Consider the following 16,246-nt stretch of genomic DNA (forward strand, 5'->3'; position numbering starts at 1 on the left):
GTCGATAAGCGCAGACACCGTGCTGCCGCGCGAACACGACGACGCGCCGGGGGCCGATCCGGCCCCGGCGCCCGCCGCACTCGCGCTCACCGACTTGACTTCCGCCGACACCCTCGATCCGCGACAGCAGGTCAGCGCCACGATCGCCCGCTACTTCTTCGGGACGGTCGCGGCGGGTGCGCTCGTGGGTGTCGTGATCCAGCTGCTCGCCGGCCCCGTCGCAGGCCACTGGAACTACGGGCTCGCCGCCGCGTTCGGCGCGCTCGCGCTCGGCAGCGCCTGGGCCACGCAGCTGCGCGACCGTCACGTGCCGCTGGCGTTGGCCGCCGTCGCGATCGGCGTCGTCAGCCTCGTGACCGCGGGCACCGTGCTGCACCAGTGGGGACTGTCGAGCGTCGCGCTGGGCGTCTTCGGCCTCGTCGTGGCGGCGCTGACCGCGGTGACGACGGTCGGCGCCGGGCTCGCGGTCGCGGCGTGGTGCGTGCTGCTGCTGCTCGCGCTGGCCGCCGGCGAACAGATGGGCTGGATCGCCGGACCGCCGGCCGCCGGCAAGCCGATCGAGTGGCGGCTCGCGTTACAGCTGCTGATGGTCGGCGGCGGCGTCGCTTGCGGACTGCTGGTGGCGCACGTGATTTCGCTTTATGTGCGCGCGAGCCAGGCGCGCGAGCAGCGGTTCGTCGGCCTGCTCGGCATCGCGGCCGACGCGTACTGGGAGCTCGACGCGCACTACGCGCTGACGCACGTCGCGCACCGCCAGCCCGACGGCAGCTTCATCGCCGACGAGCAGCCGCCGCTGGCGCCGCCGTGGGAGCTGCCGTGCCTGCTGTTCGACGACGACACGCTCGATGCGCTGCGCGCCGACGTCGAGGCGCGCGAGCCGTTTCGTGACCGCACGCTGCGCTGGCGCGACGGCGCGACGCTGCGCCACCTGAGCGTCAGCGGCGAGCCGCGCTTCGACCACCGCGGCGTGTTCCTCGGCTACTGGGGTGTGGCGCGCGACGTCACCGCCGAAGTCGCCGCACGCACCGCGCTGACGATCACCGAGACGCGCTACCGCGAGCTGTTCCGCCGCCTGCCGACGCCGCTCGTGCTGCACCGGCGCGGGCGCATCCTCGACGCGAACCCCGCCGCGGTGGCACTGTTCAGCTACCGCGACCTGCCGTCGATGCTGGGCCACCACCTCGACGCGCACACCGAGCCCGGACCGGCGCGCGAGGCGATGCGCGCGGCGCTGCGGCAGATGGAGTCGATGCCGGTCGGCCAGGCGATGGAGCCCACCGAGCTGCACGTCGTCTCGCTCGACGGGCAGCACATCCTCGTGCAGGCCAGTGCGGTGCGCGTGGCCGCAGCCGACGGGCCGGCGACGCTGGCGATCCTCGTCGACGAGACCGAGCGTGCGTCGACCGAGGCCGCGGTGCGCCGCTCCGAGGCGCTGCTGTCGCACCTGGTGGCCACCAGCCCCGACGTCGTCACGCTCACGGACCTGACGACGGGGCGCTACGTGATGGTCAACGAGTCGTTCGAACAGGTCACCGGCTACACGCGCGAGGAAGTGATCGGCCGCAGCGCGCTCGAGATCGGCATCTGGGCCGACCCCACCGAGCGCGATCACCTCGTGCGCGCACTGCAGGCCGACGGCGCGCAGCGCAACTGGCCGTGCACCTTCGTGACGAAGGACGGGCGCCGCGCACAGATGGTCGTCTCGGCGGCGCGCTTCGAGATGGACGGGCGCGACTACGTCGTGCTGAGCGCGCGCGACGTGACCGCCGTCGAGCGCGCGCGCCTCGAGCGCGAGGCCATCGTCGCCAACGCGTCGATCGGCATCGCGCTGACGCGCGACCAGACGTTCCAGCTCGTCAACCCGGCGTTCGAGGAGATGCTCGGCTGGCCGCCGGGCTCGCTCGTGGGCCAGCCGGCGCGCGTCGTGTGGCCGAGCGACGAGGAGTACGAACGCATCGGCCGCGAGTACGGCCCGGCGCTCGGGCGCGGCGAACGCGTCGAGATCGAGGCCGAGGTCGTGCGCCGCGATGGCAGCCGCATCGTCTGCCGCATGCTCGCGCGCGCCGTCGACCCGAAACACCCGAGCCAGGGCGGCACGGTGTGGATCACCGAGGACGTGACCGAGCAGCGCCAGCTGATGCAGGCGCTGGCCAAGGCGCGCGACGACGCCGAGGCGGCCAACCGCGCGAAGAGCGCGTTCCTGGCCAACACGAGCCACGAGATCCGCACGCCGCTCAACGCGCTGCTGAACCTGACGCAGATGGCGCGCCGCCCCGACATCGACGACGCGCAGCGGCGTCACTACCTCGACCTGATCGCCGACAGCGCCGAGGCGCTCGCGCCGGTGATCTCCGACATCCTCGACCTGTCGAAGATCGAGGCCGGCAAGCTCGACGTCGAGCACGTGCCGTTCGACCTGCACCAGCTGCTGCACACGCTGCAGCGCGGCTACGCCAAGCTCGCCGAGGGCTACGGGCTCGCGCTGACGCTCGACATCGACGACGACGTGCCGCAGGCCGTCGTCGGCGACCCGACGCGCGTGCGCCAGATCCTGCAGAACTACGTCAGCAACGCGCTGAAGTTCACGCCGCGCGGCGGCAGCGTGCGCGTGGCGGCGCACCGGCTGGGCGGCGGCGGGCGCCCGCGCGTGCTATTCGAGGTGCACGACACCGGCCCCGGCATCGACCCGGCGGTGCAGTCGCGGCTGTTCGCGCCGTTCATGCAGGCCGACCAGTCGACGACGCGGCGCTTCGGCGGCACCGGGCTCGGGCTGTCGATCTGCCGCGAACTCGCGCGGCTGATGGGCGGCGAGGTCGGCGTCGACAGCCGCCTCGGCGAAGGCAGCCGCTTCTGGGCCGAGTTGCCGCTCGAGCTCGCGCCCGAGGCCACGCCGCTGACCGGCTTCGGCACGCTCGAGGAGCGGCCCCTGGCCGGCGCGCGCGTGCTCGTCGTCGAGGACAACGAGCTGAACCAGCTGATCGCCGCCGAGATGCTGCGCCAGTGGGGCATCGAAGTCGCCACGGCGGCCAACGGACGCCTCGCGCTCGAGGCCGTCGAGCGCGCGCACGCCGCCGGCCGCCCGTTCGACGCGGTGCTGATGGATCTGCAGATGCCCGAGATGGACGGCTACGAGGCCGCGCGCCGGCTGCGCCAGCGCGCCGACACGCGGCAGTTGCCGATCATCGCGTTCACCGCGGCCGCGCTGGCCGCCGAGCGCGACAAGGCGCTCGAGGCCGGCATGAACGACTTCACCCCGAAGCCCGCCGACCGCACGCGGCTGTTCGAGGTGCTGCGGCGCTGGCTGCGGCGGTGACGGTGCGCACCGGCGCGCAGCGGCGGCTGGCGCGGCAAAGCCGCCGCGCCAGGCCTCAGCCGCGCCTGGGCGGGAACAGCGACAGCTGCTGTGGCGCGCGCGACACTGCGAGCACCGGCGTGCGCGCGGCCGGCGTCGCCGCGTGACGCGCCCCGGCGGCGCCGGGACGCAGCGCAGCGCGCGGCGGCGTCAGCGCCGGGCGTGGGGGGGCCAGCGGGCGGCGCTCCAACGCGTCAACCCCCTGCAGCCACGCGCACCGCGGCGCTGGGCTGCAGCGGCGTGATGAAGCCCGGCTGCGGCTCGCCGGCGGTCGCGGCAGGCGCCGGAACCTGCAGCCAGCGTCCGACCGCCCGTGCGCTGCGGCGCGCGGCGCTCGCCGACACGCGCAGCAGCGACGACACCCCGCCGTGGCAACGTGGGGCGGCGGGGCGGGGCGGGCGGCGCAGGACGGTCGGCGACAGGGGCATGGCGGTCGGTCCTCGTTGCAATCTCGTATCGGCACGGGGCATCTTCCATGCCAGCGTGCCAACGTGCAGCGGCGTGCACGATGTCACGCCGCCGCGTCACCGGTGTGACCGATTTCGGCCACCGCGGCGCGGCGCGACGGCCGGCAGTGACGAAATCCGTCAGCCGACGGCCGCATGCGCCGTCGCCGCACAATGCGGCGCGTCGAACTCTGCGTTGCCGTCTGCGCACACGATGCAGCGTCTGCTGATCAGCCTCGGCGTCGTCCTGCTCGTCCTCGGGCTGCTGTGGCCCTGGCTCGGCCGCGTGCCGTGGGGGCGGCTGCCGGGCGACATCCACATCGAGCGCGACGGGTTCCACTTCTTCGCGCCGATCACGACGGGGCTCGTGATCTCGCTCGTCGTCTCGCTGCTGATCTGGTGGTGGCGCCGCTGAGCGGCGCGTTCACGCCCGCGCGGGCACGCCGCGCGGCACCGCCGCGAGCAGCTGCTGCGTGTACGGGTGGCGCGGTGCGGCCAGCACCTCGGCCGCGCCGGCCTGTTCGACGACGGCGCCGTCCTTCATCACCAGCACCTCGTCGCTCATGAAGCGCACGACGGCGAGGTCGTGGCTGATGAAGACGTAGGCCAGCGCGAGCTCGTCCTGCAGGTCGCGCAGCAGGTTCAGCACCTGCGCCTGCACGCTGACGTCGAGCGCGCTGACGGCCTCGTCGAGCACGATCACCTCGGGCTCGAGCGCGAGGCAGCGCGCGATCGCGATGCGCTGGCGCTGGCCGCCGCTGAACTCGTGCGGGTACTTGCCGAACGCGCGCCCGGTCACCCCGACCTGGTCGAGCAGCGCACGCGCGCGCCGCTCGCGCTCGGCGGTGTCGCGGCCGAGGCCGTGGATCGCCATCGGCTCGACGAGCGCCTGACCGACCGTGAAGCGCGGATTCAGGCTCGCGTACGGGTTCTGGAACACGATCTGCAGCCGACGGCGCATCGCGAGCCGCTCGCGCGCGTCGAGCCGCTGCACGTCTCGCCCGTCGAGCAGCACCTGCCCGCGCTGCGGCCCCGAACGCGGCTCGTGCAGCTGCAGCAGCGCCAGCCCCATCGTCGTCTTGCCCGAGCCCGACTCGCCGACGACACCCAGCGTGTGGCCGCGCCGCAGACGGAAGCTGACGTCGCGCACGGCCGCGAACTCGCGCCGCCCGAACAGGCCCTCGCGCGCCGTGAAGCTCTTGGCCAGCGCGCGCACCTCGAGCACGACGGGGGCGTGCGGGTCCTTCGGCCGCGCCGCGCGCGCCGTCTCGCGGCCGGCCCCGCCGTCGTCGACGACGCGCAGGCGCGGCGGCGGGTCGTGCAGCGGCGGGCGGCACGCGAGCAGCGCCTTCGTGTACGCGTCCTGCGGCGCGGCGAACACGCGCGCCACCGGGCCCTGCTCGCGCACGACACCGTGGCGCATCACGACGACGTGGTCGGCGATCTCGCCGACCACGCCGAGGTCGTGACTGATGAACAGCACGCTCATGCGGTGGCGCCGGCGCAGCGCGGCGAGCAGCTCGAGGATCTGGCGCTGCACCGTCACGTCGAGCGCCGTCGTCGGCTCGTCGGCGATCAGCAGCCGCGGCTCGCCCGCCAGCGCCATCGCGATCATCACGCGCTGCTGCTGCCCGCCCGACAGCTCGTGCGGGTACGCCGCCAGCCGCCGCCGCGGCTCGGCGATGCCGACCTCGGCGAGCAGCGCCAGCGCGCGCTCGCGCGCCTGCCGCCGCGTCAGCCCGAGGTGGCGGCGCAGCGGCTCGGTGAGCTGGTCGCCGATGCTCAGCACCGGGTTCAGCGACGACATCGGGTCCTGGAACACGCAGGCGATCTCGCGCCCGCGCAGCGCGCGCGTCGCCGCCGGCGGCTCGCGCAGCAGGTCGTGCCCGCGCCAGACGATGCGCCCGCGGCGCTCGGCGTTGGGCGGCAGCAGGTCGACGACGGCCATCGCCGTCACGCTCTTGCCGCTGCCCGACTCGCCGACCAGCGCCAGCGTCGCGTCCTCGGGCACGTCGAAGCTCACGCCGCGCACGGCGTCGGCGTGGGTGGCGCCGCTGCCGTCGCGGCCGACGCGGAACGACACACGCAGGTCATCGATCGACAGCAGCGGCGCGCTCACGCGGCCCCCCGCAGCTTCGGGTCGAGCGCGTCGCGCAGCGCGTCGGTGGCCAGCGAGAACGCGGTGACGAACACCGCCATGAACAGTGTCGCCGCGGCGAGCTGCCACCAGTGGCCCAGCAGCAGCTCGGTCTGTGCTTCGGCGAGCATCGTGCCCCAGCTGACCTGGTCGAGCGGCACGCCCAGGCCGAGGTAGCTCAGGATCACCTCGGCCTTGATGAAACCGACGACGAGGATCGACAGCTGCACGAGGATCACGTGGCTGACGTTGGGCAGGATGTGGCGGAACATCCGGCTCGCGGCGCTCGCGCCGATGGCCTGTGCGGCGCGCACGTACTCGCGCACCACGTGCTTCATGAACTCGGCGCGCACGAGCCGGTACACGCCGGTCCAGCCGGTCAGGCCGAGGATCAGCACGACGGTGTCGACGCCGCGGCCGAACACCGCGGCGAACGCGAACACGAGCAGGATGCCCGGCACCGCGGTGAACACGTTGTAGACCCACTCGAGCAGGTCACCGACCTTGCCGCCGAAGAAGCCGGCGCAGGCACCGAGCAGCGTGCCGATCACGGTGGCGACGACGGCCGCCGCGACGCCGACGGCCACCGAGACCTCGGTGCCCTTGACGGCTTTGGCGAGCACGTCGCGCCCGAGGCGGTCGCCGCCGAGCGGCAGCGTCGCGCGCTTCGGCGCCTCGTCGACGCGGTACTGCGCGGCGCGCTCGTCCCACTCGCGGTAGCGCGGCGCGAGCGGGTCGATCGCCGACAGGTCGGCGCGCGCACCGGCGCTCGCGGCGGCGTCGGGCGCCGCGTCGGCCGCGCGCGCACCGACGAACGCCGGCGGCGCGCTCGGCACGCCGACCTCGCGCTGCCAGTCGGCCGCGACCCAGCCCACCACCGACGCGACGATCAGCAGCCCGAACGCGAGCACGACGCCCACCGACGCGACGCCGACGCGGTCGGCCGCGAAGCGTCGCGCCGCAGTGCGCCACACGCCCTCGCAGCGCTCGGCGTCGCCGGCGGCCAGGTACGGCTCGACGACGGCGCTCACTTCAGCACCACCCGCGGGTCGGCGAGCTTGTAGAGCAGGTCGGCGACGAGGTTGATCGCCATCGTCAGCACCGCGACGTAGACCGTCACCGCCTGGATCACCGGGTAGTCGCTGCGGTTGACGGCCAGCAGCACCTCGCGCCCGAGGCCGGGGATCGAGAAGAAGACCTCGATCAGGAACGAGCCGACGAAGACGCCCGGCAACGCGAGCGCGACGTGGGTCAGGATCGGGATCAGCGCGTTGCGCAGCACGTGCTTGAGCAGCACGGTGCGCTCGGCCAGCCCCTTGGCGCGCGCAGTGCGCACGTAGTCCTGCCCGATCTCGTCGAGGAAGAAGCTGCGGTACAGCCGCGTCTGTGGCGCCAGCCCGACGGCCACCGCGAGCAGCACCGGCAGCGGCGCGTAGACCGTCAGGTTGGTCCACAGGCTGTCGCTCCAGCCCTGCACCGGGAACCAGCCGAGCCGGAAGCCGAACAGGTACTGGCCGACGATGACGTAGACGAGGAAGCTGATCGACAGCGCGACGGTGGTGGCCACCATCACGGCGCGGTCGGTCAGCGAGCCGCGCAGCACCGCGACGCCGAGCGCGATCGGGATCGCCAGCAGCGTGTCGAGCACGAGGATCGGCAGCATCACCGTCAGCGTCGCCGGCAGCCGGGTGGCGAACAGCTGCGCCACCGGCTCGTTCGTGGCCCAGCTCGTGCCCCAGTCGAAGGTCGCGACCTGCTTCAGGAACAGGCCGAGCTGCACCCACCACGGCCGGTCCAGGCCGAGCTGCGCGCGGATCGCGGCGACCTGCTCCTCGCTCGCGTTCAGGCCGCCGAGGATCTCGGCCGGGTCGCCGCCGAAGACCTTGAACAGCGCGAACACCAGCACGACGACACCGGCCAGCGTCGGCACCGTCTGCCACAGGCGGCGGATCAGGTAGGCGGCCATCGGCGTCGCGGCGGGTGGAAACGACGCGCGAGTGTAGGCGCGCCGCTAGACTGCGCGCGCAGTGCGGACGGCAGGACGGGCAGTGGCGGCGAAGCGGTGGCTGGTGGCGGTGGCGTCGGCGCTGTGCGTGGCCGCCGCGCCGGCCCAGCCGGCGGCGGCGCCCGCGCCCAAGGTGCTGCGCTACGCGTTCCCGGTGGCCGAGACGAGCTTCGACCCGGCGCAGATCACCGACCTGTACTCGCGGACGGTCGCCGCCGGCATCTTCGACGCCCCGCTCGAGTTCGAATTCCTCGCCAGCCCGGCGCGGCTGCGGCCGAACACGCTGGCCGCGATGCCCGAGGTCTCGGACGACTTCCGCACCTTCACGTTCCGCGTGCGGCCCGGCATCCACTTCGCCGACGACCCGGCTTTCGGCGGCCGGCCGCGCGAGCTGACGGCACACGACTACGTCTACTCGCTCAAGCGCCACTACGACCCACGCTGGAAGAGCGGCAACCTGTACCTGCTCGAGAACGACAAGATCCTCGGCCTGTCCGAGCTGCGCCGCGAGGCGATCGAGAAGAAGCAGCCGTTCGACTACGACCGCGAGGTCGAGGGCCTGCGCGCGCTGGACCGCTACACGTTCCAGATCCGCCTGGCCGAGCCCAAGCCGCGGTTCCTCTACCACTTCACCGACGGCTCGTTCACCGGCGCGCTGGCGCGCGAAGTCGTCGAACGCTACGGCGACCGCATCGGCGAGCACCCGGTGGGCACCGGGCCGTTTCGCCTCGCGCAGTGGCGGCGCTCGTCGCTGATCGTGCTCGAGCGCAACCCGAACTACCGCGAGGTGCGCTACGACGAGCACCCGCCGCCCGACGACGCGCGGCTGGTCGCGATCGCCGCGCAGCTCAAGGGCCGCCGGCTGCCGATGGTCGACCGCGTCGAGATCGCCATCATCGAGGAGGCGCAGCCGCGCTGGCTGTCGTTCCTCGGCGGCGAGCAGGACATCCAGGAGCTCGTGCCGCCCGAGTTCGCCGACGTCGCGCTGCCGAACAACCAGCTCGCGCCACACCTCGCACAGCGCGGCATCACGATGCTGCGCTACCCGCGCGCCGACGTCGCGCTGACCTACTTCGCGATGGAGCACCCGCTGGTGGGCGGCTATGCGCCGCACCAGGTCGCGCTGCGCCGCGCGATCGCGCTGGCGGTCGACGTCGAGCGCGAGATCCGCATCGTGCGCCGCGGGCAGGCGATCCCGGCGCAGTCGGTCATCGCGCCGCAGACCTGGGGCTACGACCCCGACTTCCGCTCCGAGATGAGCGAGCACAGCGTTGCGCGCGCGAAGGCGCTGCTCGACCTGTACGGCTGGGTCGACCGCGACGGCGACGGCTGGCGCGACCAGCCCGACGGCCGAGCGCTGGTCCTCGAGTACGCCACCAGCCCCGACCAGACCGCGCGCGCACTGGCCGAGCTGTGGCGCAAGCACATGCACGCGATCGGCGTGCGCATCGAGTTCAGGGTCGCCAAGTGGCCCGAGCAGCTCAAGGCCAGCCGCGCCGGGCAGCTGATGATGTGGGGGGTGGGCTGGAGCGCCGGTGCGCCCGACGGCGACACCTTCCTCGCGCTGGGCTACGGGCCGAACCGCGGCCAGGCCAACCACGCGCGCTTCGACCTGCCGGCGTTCAACGCGCTGTACGAGCGCCAGCGCGCGCTGCCCGACGGGCCCGAGCGGCTCGCGCTGATGACCGAAGCGAAGAAGCTGCTCGTGGCCTACATGCCGTACAAGATCCACGTGCACCGCATCGGCACCGACCTCGCGCACCCGTGGGTGATCGGCTACCACCGCCACCTGTTCGTGCGCGACTTCTGGAAGTACGTCGACGTCGACCCGGCCGAGCGCGCACGGCGGCGCGGGCGCTGACGTGCGCACCGCGGGTGCGTCCCGAGGCGGCCGTCACGAACGCCGGCTAAGCTCGCGCGCCATGTTCACACCCCGCTCGCGTCCCCCGTCGTCCGCGGCCGCTGCCGCGCTGGTCGCAGCGCTGACGCTGGCCGGCTGCGCCAGCGTCGACCGCGCCGCGCCGCTGGCCGACGTCACGCCGTTCTCGGCCCAGCGCCCCGGTAGCGACGGCGCGTCGCCGTGGCAGCCGTGGATCGTCGGCCCGGCGAAGACACCGACGCAGTACGAGTTCGTCGTCGATGCCGCGTCGCAGCGCATCGTGCTGCAGGCGCTGGCCACGCGCGCGGCATCGGGGCTCAGGCAGCGGCTCGACGTCGATCCGGCGCAGCGCCCCGTCGTCGCGTGGGAGTGGCGGCTCGCACACCCCAACCCGGTGGCCAACCTCGCCGACCGCCACCACGACGACTCGCCGGCGCGCGTGCTGCTGTTCTTCGACGGCGACGCTGCGACGCTGCCGCTGCGCGAGCGACTGCTGATGGACAAGGCCGCGCTGCTGACCGGGCAGGCGGTGCCGTTCGCGACGCTGGTCTACGCTTGGGACAACCGCCTGCCCGAGGGCAGCGTCGTGCCGCACGCGGTGACGGCGCAGGTCAAGACCGTCGTCGTCGCCCGCGGCGCCGAGCCGGGGCGGCTGATCGGCGTGGGCGTGCTGACCGACAGCGACAACACGAAGTCCGACGCGCTCGCGTGGTACGGCGACATCCGCCTGCTGCCCGCGCGCGCGACGGCATCGGCTGCCGCGAGCGCGCGATGAGCCCCGAGCCGCGCATCCTCGGCTACCTGCGCTGGCTGCGCGCGCAGCGCGGGCTCGACTTCACGGTCGACGACGAGGCCGGCTACGACGCGCTGTGGCGCTGGTCGACGACCGACCTCGACGCGTTCTGGCGCTCGATCTGGGACCACTTCGACCTGCGCTCGCCGACGCCGGTGACCACCGTGCTCGCCGACGCGCGCATGCCGGGGGCGCGCTGGTTCCCCGGCGTGCAGGTCAACTATGCGCAGCAGGTGATGCGCCACGCCGACGCGGCGCACGCCGCCGGCCACCCGGCGATCGTCCACGCCGACGAGGCGATGCTCGCGCGCGGCGAACTCGGCGAGGTGTCGTGGCCCGAGCTGCGCCGCCAGGTCGCGTCGCTGGCGGCGCGGCTGCGCGCGATGGGCGTCGCGCCGGGCGACCGCGTCGTCGCGGTGCTGCCGAACACGCCGCAGACGGTCGTCGCGTTCCTCGCGTGCGCGAGCGTCGGCGCGGTGTGGTCGGTCTGTTCGCCCGACATGGGGCCGGTGGCGGTGCTCGACCGCTTCCGGCAGATCGAGCCGAAAGTACTGATCGCCAGCGACGGCTACGTGTTCGGCGGCGTCGCGCACGACCGCCGGCCGCTGCTGCACCAGCTGCTCGCCCAGCTGCCGACGCTCACCGACGTCGTCGTCTGGCCGCGGCTCGACGCCGGCACCGACGCGCAGGCCTTCGCCGGCGCGCGGCGCCGTGCCCACGACTGGGGTGCACTGGTCGCCGACGACGTGCCCTTCGAACCCGCGTGGCTGCCGTTCGACCACCCGCTGTGGATCGTCTACTCGAGCGGCACCACCGGGCTGCCGAAGGCCATCGTGCACGGCCACGGCGGCGTGATGCTCGAAGCGCTCAAGCTCGGCGTGCTGCACAACGACGTCGGCGCCAGCGTCGACACCGGCGATCGCTTCCACTGGTACAGCTCGACCGGCTGGATCATGTGGAACTGCCAGGTCGGCGGCCTGCTCGGCGGCACGACGATCTGCCTGTTCGACGGCAGCCCCGCCGGTCCGCAAGGCGCGCCCGACTGGACGACGCTGTGGCGCTTCGCCGGCCTCGCCGGCGCGACGTTCTTCGGCGCCGGTGCGGCGTTCTATGCGTCGTGCCTGAAGGCCGACGTGAAGCCGCAGCACGCAGCCGACCTGTCGCGGCTGCGCGCGGTGGGCTCGACCGGCTCGCCGCTGGCGGTCGAGGGCTACCGCTGGATCTGGGAGCGGCTGCCGCGCGTCGACGGCGAGCGCATCTGGCTGACGTCGATCTCGGGCGGCACCGACTTCGCCGGGGCCTTCATCGCCGGGCTGCGCACGCTGCCGGTGGTCGAGGGCGAGATGCAGTGCCGCTGCCTCGGCGCCGCGGTCGAGGCCTGGGACGAGCAGGGACGCGCGCTCGTCGACGAGGTCGGCGAGCTGGTGTGCACGAAGCCAATGCCGTCGATGCCGCTGTATCTGTGGAACGACCCGGACGGTTCCCGGTTGCACGACAGCTACTTCGACACCTACCCCGGCGTGTGGCGGCACGGCGACTGGATCCGTATCACGCCGCGCGGCGGCGCGATCATCTACGGCCGCAGCGACGCGACGATCAACCGCCACGGCATCCGCATGGGCACCGCCGAGCTGTACCGCGCGGTCGAGGCGCTGCCCGAGGTGCTCGACAGCCTCGTCGTCGACCTCGAATACCTCGGCCGCGAGAGCTACATGCCGCTGTTCGTCGTGCTGCGCGACGGCGTCGTGCTCGACGCCGCGCTGGAAAAGCGCATCCGCGACGAGATCCGGACCGCGCTGTCGCCGCGCCACGTGCCCAGCGAGATCGTGCAGGTCAAGGCGATCCCGCGGACGCTCTCGGGCAAGAAGATGGAGTTGCCGGTCAAGAAGCTGCTGCTCGGCGCCGATCCGGCGAAGGTGATGAACCGCGACGCGATGGCCAACGCCGACTGCGTCGACTGGTACGTCGAGTTCGCGCGCCGGCGCGCCGCCGCCGCCGGCTGATCAGCGCTGCGCCAGCGCGACGATCGCCGACGCGGGCACCGCGCCCGACTGGCGCGCGACTTCGCGCCCGCCCTGCAGCTTGACCAGCGTCGGGATGCTGCGGATGCCGAAGCGCCCCGCGGTGCGCTGCGCCTCGTCGCTGTTGACCTTGACGAGCACGGCGCGCCCCTTGAGCTGGCGCGCGGCCTGCTCGAACTGCGGCGCCATCATGCGGCACGGGCCGCACCACGGCGCCCAGAAGTCGACCAGCACCGGCAGGTCGGTAGCCTTGACGAAGGCGTCGAAGTTGCGGTCGTCGAGCTCGACCGGGTGGCCGTCGAGCAGCGCGTGGCCGCACTTGCCGCACACCGGGTCGTCGGCCAGGCGTGCGGTGGGGATGCGGTTGGTCGCGCCGCAGCGGGCGCAGGAAACGTGGGCGGTGGGCTGGTCCATGGGCTCAAGATGGCGCCCCGCGCGCCGAATCCAAGGGGGCCCGGCCACCGCGCGTCGACCGCCCCGGTTTTGCAGCCGTCGAGCGGCGCCACGCGCGCGACGGTGTGCCGCGCGCCACGTGCATTCGTGCCTCGCCGCCTGCGGCGACAGCCTCGACACTGCAGCCCGCCCCTCGCCGTACCGATCCGATGCCCTTCGCCGACACCCAACCGCACCCGCTGCCGCCAGCCCCGTCCGACCGCGGCGACGACGCCGGCGTCACCGTGCCCGGCTCGCTCGACGCGCTGTGGGAACACCTGCACGCGGCGCCGACGCCGCGCGCGCGCCGGCTCGGCGAGGCGCTGATCCAGCGCGGCCTGATCACGCCCGAGACGCTGACGCGCGCGCTGCAGGCCCAGGCCCGCGTGCGCCCGCACCGCCTGCTCGGCCAGCTGCTCGTCGACGCCGGCGCGCTGACACCGCCGGTGCTCAACATGGCGCTGGCGCGCTGGCTCGGCGTGCCGGTGGTCGATCCGCGGCGCCTGACGCCCGAGCCCGACGCGCTCGCGCGCATCCCGGCCGCCGAGGCCGAGCGCGAGGGCGTGCTGCCGCTGATGCTGCGCGACGACACGCTCGTCGTCGCGGTGCCCGACCCGTGGGACACGCGGCTGCTCGACGAGCTGCGCTTCATCGCGCAGCTGCGCGTGCAGCCGGTGATCGCGGTGCCCGGCACGCTGGCCGCCGCGGTCGCGCGCGCGTACCGCGACGCGCCGGCCGCGCGGGCGCCGGCCGCACCGGTCGCGACGCCGCGCAGCGCGCGCGAGCTGGCGGCCGAACTCGCGCAGTCGGCGTCGGCCGAGGTCGACAGCGACGCGGCCGTCGTCTCCGAGTCCGACAACACGCTGGTGCGGCTGGTCAACCGCATGATCGCCGACGCGATCGAGCAGCGCGCCTCCGACATCCACATCGAGACCGCCGACGCGCCGCGGCCGGTGCGCATCCGCCTGCGCGTCGACGGCGACCTCGTGCGCTACCTCGAGCTGCCGGCGCGCTACCGCTACGCGCTCGTGGCACGGCTGAAGATCATGGCCAGCCTCGACATCTCGGAGCACCGCAAGCCGCAGGACGGCAAGATCGACTTCGCGCGCTTCGGCGGCCCGCACGTCGAGCTGCGCATGGTCACGGTGCCCACCGTGCACGGGCTCGAGGACGTCGTGCTGCGGCTGCTGTCGGGCCTGAAGCCGCTGCCGCTCGACGCGATCGGGCTGTCGGAGGGCAACCTCGCGGCGCTGCGCTCGGTGATGGCCAAGCCCTACGGGCTGATCCTGATCTGCGGGCCCACCGGCAGCGGCAAGACGACGACGCTGCACTCGGTGCTGCGCGAGCTCAACACCGAGCAGCGCAAGATCTGGACCGCCGAGGACCCCGTCGAGATCACGCAGGAGGGCCTGCGCCAGGTGCAGGTCAACGCGCGCATCGGCTGGACCTTCGCCGCCGCGATGCGCACCTTCCTGCGCGCCGACCCCGACGTCATCATGATCGGCGAGATGCGCGACGAGGAGACCGCGCGCATCGCCGTCGAGGCGTCGCTCACGGGCCATCTCGTGATGAGCACGCTGCACACCAACAGCGCGCCCGAGAGCATCACGCGGCTGCTCGAGATCGGGCTCGACCCGTTCACGTTCTCCGACTCGCTGCTGGCGATCCTCGCGCAGCGCCTCGTGCGCCGGCTGTGCACCGCGTGCCGGGTGCGCGAGGCGCTCGACGACGACGGCGCGCTGCTCCTGGCGCGCCAGTACCTCGACAGCGGCAGCGCCGGCGGCCTCGACGAGGCGGCGCTGGTCGCGCGCTGGCGCCGGCAGCACGGCGACGCGCAGGGCCGGCTGTACCAGTACCGCCGCCACGGCTGCGCACGCTGCGACGGCAGCGGCTACCACGGGCGTCTCGGGCTGCACGAGCTGATGCTCGCCGACGACGCCGCGCGCGAGCTGATCCGCCACCGTGCGCCGGCCGCGCAGCTGCACGCCGCCGCGCTGGCCGCCGGCATGGTCACGCTGCGCCAGGACGGCATCGAGAAGATGCTCGCCGGGCTCACCGACCTCGCCGAAGTGCTCGCCGCGAGCAACCAGTAGCCGCTGCGCTAGGCTCGCGGCATGGACGTCGTGCTCGCCGGCGATCTCGACGCCGCCGAACGGCGGCGCTGGCACGCCGCGCTCGCGCCGGCGCTGGCCGCGCGGTGCCCGGGCGTGCGGCTGTGGGACGAGCACGACGCGTTCGACCCGGCGGCGATCGAAGCCGCCGTCGTCGCGAACCCGGCGCCGGGCACGCTCGCCGCGTGGCCGAACCTGAAGCTCGTGCACTCGCTGTGGGCCGGCGTCGACCGGCTGCTCGCCGACGCGGCGCTGCCGGCACGCGTGCCGCTCGTGCGCATGGTCGACCCGGCGATGAACGACGCGATGGCGCAGACCGTGGTGTGGGCCGTGCTCGCGCTGCACCGCGGCTTCTTCGCCTATGCGCGCCGGCAGCGCGAGCGGCAGTGGCGGGTGCACGCGCAGCGCCGCGCCGACGAGGTCACGGTGACGCTGCTCGGGCTCGGGCAGATGGGTCTGGCCGCCGCGCGGCGGCTGATGCCGCTGGGCTACCGCGTGCAGGCGTGGACGCTGCATGCGCACCCTGCGGCCGACGACGGCATCGTGCGCGCAGCCGGCCGCGACGCGCTCGAGCCGCTGCTGCGCACGAGCGACGTCGTGGTCAACCTGCTGCCGCTGACGCCGGCCACGCGCGGGCTGATCGACGCGCGCTTCCTCGCCGCGCTGCCGAAGGGCGCCGGGCTCGTCAACGTCGCGCGCGGCGCCCACGTCGTCGACGCCGACCTGCTCGCCGCGCTCGACAGCGGGCACCTGCGCGACGCCGTGCTCGACGTGTTCGCGACCGAGCCGCTGCCGCCCGGGCACCCGTACTGGACGCACCCGCGCGTGACGCTGCTGCCGCACGCGGCCGCGCTGACCGACGAACGCAGCGCCGCAGACGTCGTCGCCGCCAACCTCGCCGCGTGGCGCGCCGGGCGCGCGCCGCAGGCGCTGCCGGGCTGGGTCGACCACGCGCGCGGCTACTGAGGCGCGCGGCTCAGAGGCTGAGAGGCAATTGATCGCCGCAGACGCCCGTCGGGTTGGCGTCAGGGCCAGAGGAACGAACGTCACGCGGCGCTGCTGCGCGGGTG

At 73.9% G+C, this 16,246-nt stretch carries 13 protein-coding genes; 7 read left to right on the top strand and 6 right to left on the bottom strand.

All coding sequences use genetic code 11. The features are described from left to right. Positions 1–19 precede the first annotated feature (19 nt). On the top strand, positions 20–3,313 hold the full coding sequence (locus tag DRV96_RS08840) for a PAS domain-containing hybrid sensor histidine kinase/response regulator (RefSeq protein WP_119290008.1): 3,294 nt from the start codon (positions 20–22) through the stop codon (positions 3,311–3,313). A gap of 55 nt (positions 3,314–3,368) precedes the next feature. On the opposite strand, the gene DRV96_RS18390 is transcribed toward DRV96_RS08840, so the two are convergent. Further along, entirely contained in the window at positions 3,369–3,542 is a 174-nt protein-coding gene (locus tag DRV96_RS18390; RefSeq protein ID WP_210757004.1) for a hypothetical protein, read from the bottom strand. Positions 3,543–3,546: 4 nt separating this feature from the next. Continuing rightward, on the bottom strand, positions 3,547–3,780 hold the full coding sequence (locus tag DRV96_RS18015) for a hypothetical protein (protein WP_162910993.1): 234 nt from the start codon (positions 3,778–3,780) through the stop codon (positions 3,547–3,549). Positions 3,781–4,012: 232 nt separating this feature from the next. Between DRV96_RS18015 and DRV96_RS08845 the strand changes: the two genes are divergently transcribed. After that, positions 4,013–4,213, top strand: a complete 201-nt coding sequence (locus tag DRV96_RS08845; RefSeq protein WP_119290048.1) for a DUF2905 domain-containing protein — start codon at positions 4,013–4,015, stop codon at positions 4,211–4,213. Between the two features lie 9 nt (positions 4,214–4,222). On the opposite strand, the gene DRV96_RS08850 is transcribed toward DRV96_RS08845, so the two are convergent. The 3 genes from DRV96_RS08850 to DRV96_RS08860 are packed head-to-tail and all read right to left on the bottom strand — an operon-like array spanning position 4,223 to position 7,901. Further along, positions 4,223–5,917, bottom strand: coding sequence for an ABC transporter ATP-binding protein (locus DRV96_RS08850; RefSeq protein WP_119290010.1), 1,695 nt, complete (start codon positions 5,915–5,917; stop codon positions 4,223–4,225). Next, entirely contained in the window at positions 5,914–6,966 is a 1,053-nt protein-coding gene (locus DRV96_RS08855) for an ABC transporter permease (RefSeq protein WP_119290012.1), read from the bottom strand. The genes DRV96_RS08850 and DRV96_RS08855 overlap by 4 nt, the downstream gene beginning before the upstream one ends. Then, a complete protein-coding gene (locus DRV96_RS08860; protein WP_119290014.1) occupies positions 6,963–7,901 on the bottom strand; it encodes an ABC transporter permease in 939 nt (312 codons plus the stop codon). Before DRV96_RS08860 ends, DRV96_RS08855 begins: the two co-directional genes overlap by 4 nt. An 82-nt stretch (positions 7,902–7,983) precedes the next feature. Here DRV96_RS08860 and DRV96_RS08865 point away from each other — a divergent pair, with 82 nt between their 5' ends. The 3 genes from DRV96_RS08865 to DRV96_RS08875 all read left to right on the top strand — a co-directional run bounded on the left by DRV96_RS08865 (position 7,984) and on the right by DRV96_RS08875 (position 12,615). Beyond that, positions 7,984–9,801, top strand: coding sequence for an ABC transporter substrate-binding protein (locus DRV96_RS08865; RefSeq protein WP_119290017.1), 1,818 nt, complete (start codon positions 7,984–7,986; stop codon positions 9,799–9,801). A gap of 61 nt (positions 9,802–9,862) precedes the next feature. Then, positions 9,863–10,594, top strand: coding sequence for a DUF3047 domain-containing protein (locus DRV96_RS08870; protein WP_119290019.1), 732 nt, complete (start codon positions 9,863–9,865; stop codon positions 10,592–10,594). Next, positions 10,591–12,615 carry an acetoacetate--CoA ligase gene (locus DRV96_RS08875; RefSeq protein ID WP_119290050.1) on the top strand — a complete coding sequence of 675 codons (2,025 nt, stop codon included), beginning with the start codon at positions 10,591–10,593 and terminating at the stop codon, positions 12,613–12,615. The genes DRV96_RS08870 and DRV96_RS08875 overlap by 4 nt, the downstream gene beginning before the upstream one ends. Here DRV96_RS08875 and trxC read toward each other — a convergent pair whose 3' ends face one another. Continuing rightward, entirely contained in the window at positions 12,616–13,047 is a 432-nt protein-coding gene (trxC, locus tag DRV96_RS08880; protein WP_119290021.1) for a thioredoxin TrxC, read from the bottom strand. Positions 13,048–13,235: 188 nt separating this feature from the next. On the opposite strand from trxC, the gene DRV96_RS08885 reads away from it, so the two are divergent. After that, positions 13,236–15,158 carry a GspE/PulE family protein gene (locus DRV96_RS08885; protein ID WP_119290023.1) on the top strand — a complete coding sequence of 641 codons (1,923 nt, stop codon included), beginning with the start codon at positions 13,236–13,238 and terminating at the stop codon, positions 15,156–15,158. A gap of 21 nt (positions 15,159–15,179) precedes the next feature. Then, positions 15,180–16,142 carry a 2-hydroxyacid dehydrogenase gene (locus tag DRV96_RS08890; protein WP_119290025.1) on the top strand — a complete coding sequence of 321 codons (963 nt, stop codon included), beginning with the start codon at positions 15,180–15,182 and terminating at the stop codon, positions 16,140–16,142. Positions 16,143–16,246: the final 104 nt, after the last annotated feature.

This window comes from Azohydromonas sediminis, assembly GCF_003574675.1.
GTDB lineage: Bacteria > Pseudomonadota > Gammaproteobacteria > Burkholderiales > Burkholderiaceae_C > Calidifontimicrobium > Calidifontimicrobium sediminis.

Bases quoted from the DNA above. Each gene is read 5' to 3' on its own strand.
- DRV96_RS08845 (WP_119290048.1), top strand. From the start codon at position 4,013: ATGCAGCGTCTGCTGATCAGCCTCGGCGTCGTCCTGCTCGTCCTCGGG.
- DRV96_RS08875 (WP_119290050.1), top strand. From the start codon at position 10,591: ATGAGCCCCGAGCCGCGCATCCTCGGCTACCTGCGCTGGCTGCGCGCG.
- DRV96_RS08885 (WP_119290023.1), top strand. From the start codon at position 13,236: ATGCCCTTCGCCGACACCCAACCGCACCCGCTGCCGCCAGCCCCGTCC.
- DRV96_RS08860 (WP_119290014.1), bottom strand. From the start codon at position 7,901: ATGGCCGCCTACCTGATCCGCCGCCTGTGGCAGACGGTGCCGACGCTG.
- DRV96_RS08870 (WP_119290019.1), top strand. From the start codon at position 9,863: ATGTTCACACCCCGCTCGCGTCCCCCGTCGTCCGCGGCCGCTGCCGCG.
- DRV96_RS08890 (WP_119290025.1), top strand. From the start codon at position 15,180: ATGGACGTCGTGCTCGCCGGCGATCTCGACGCCGCCGAACGGCGGCGC.
- trxC (WP_119290021.1), bottom strand. From the start codon at position 13,047: ATGGACCAGCCCACCGCCCACGTTTCCTGCGCCCGCTGCGGCGCGACC.
- DRV96_RS18015 (WP_162910993.1), bottom strand. From the start codon at position 3,780: ATGCCCCTGTCGCCGACCGTCCTGCGCCGCCCGCCCCGCCCCGCCGCC.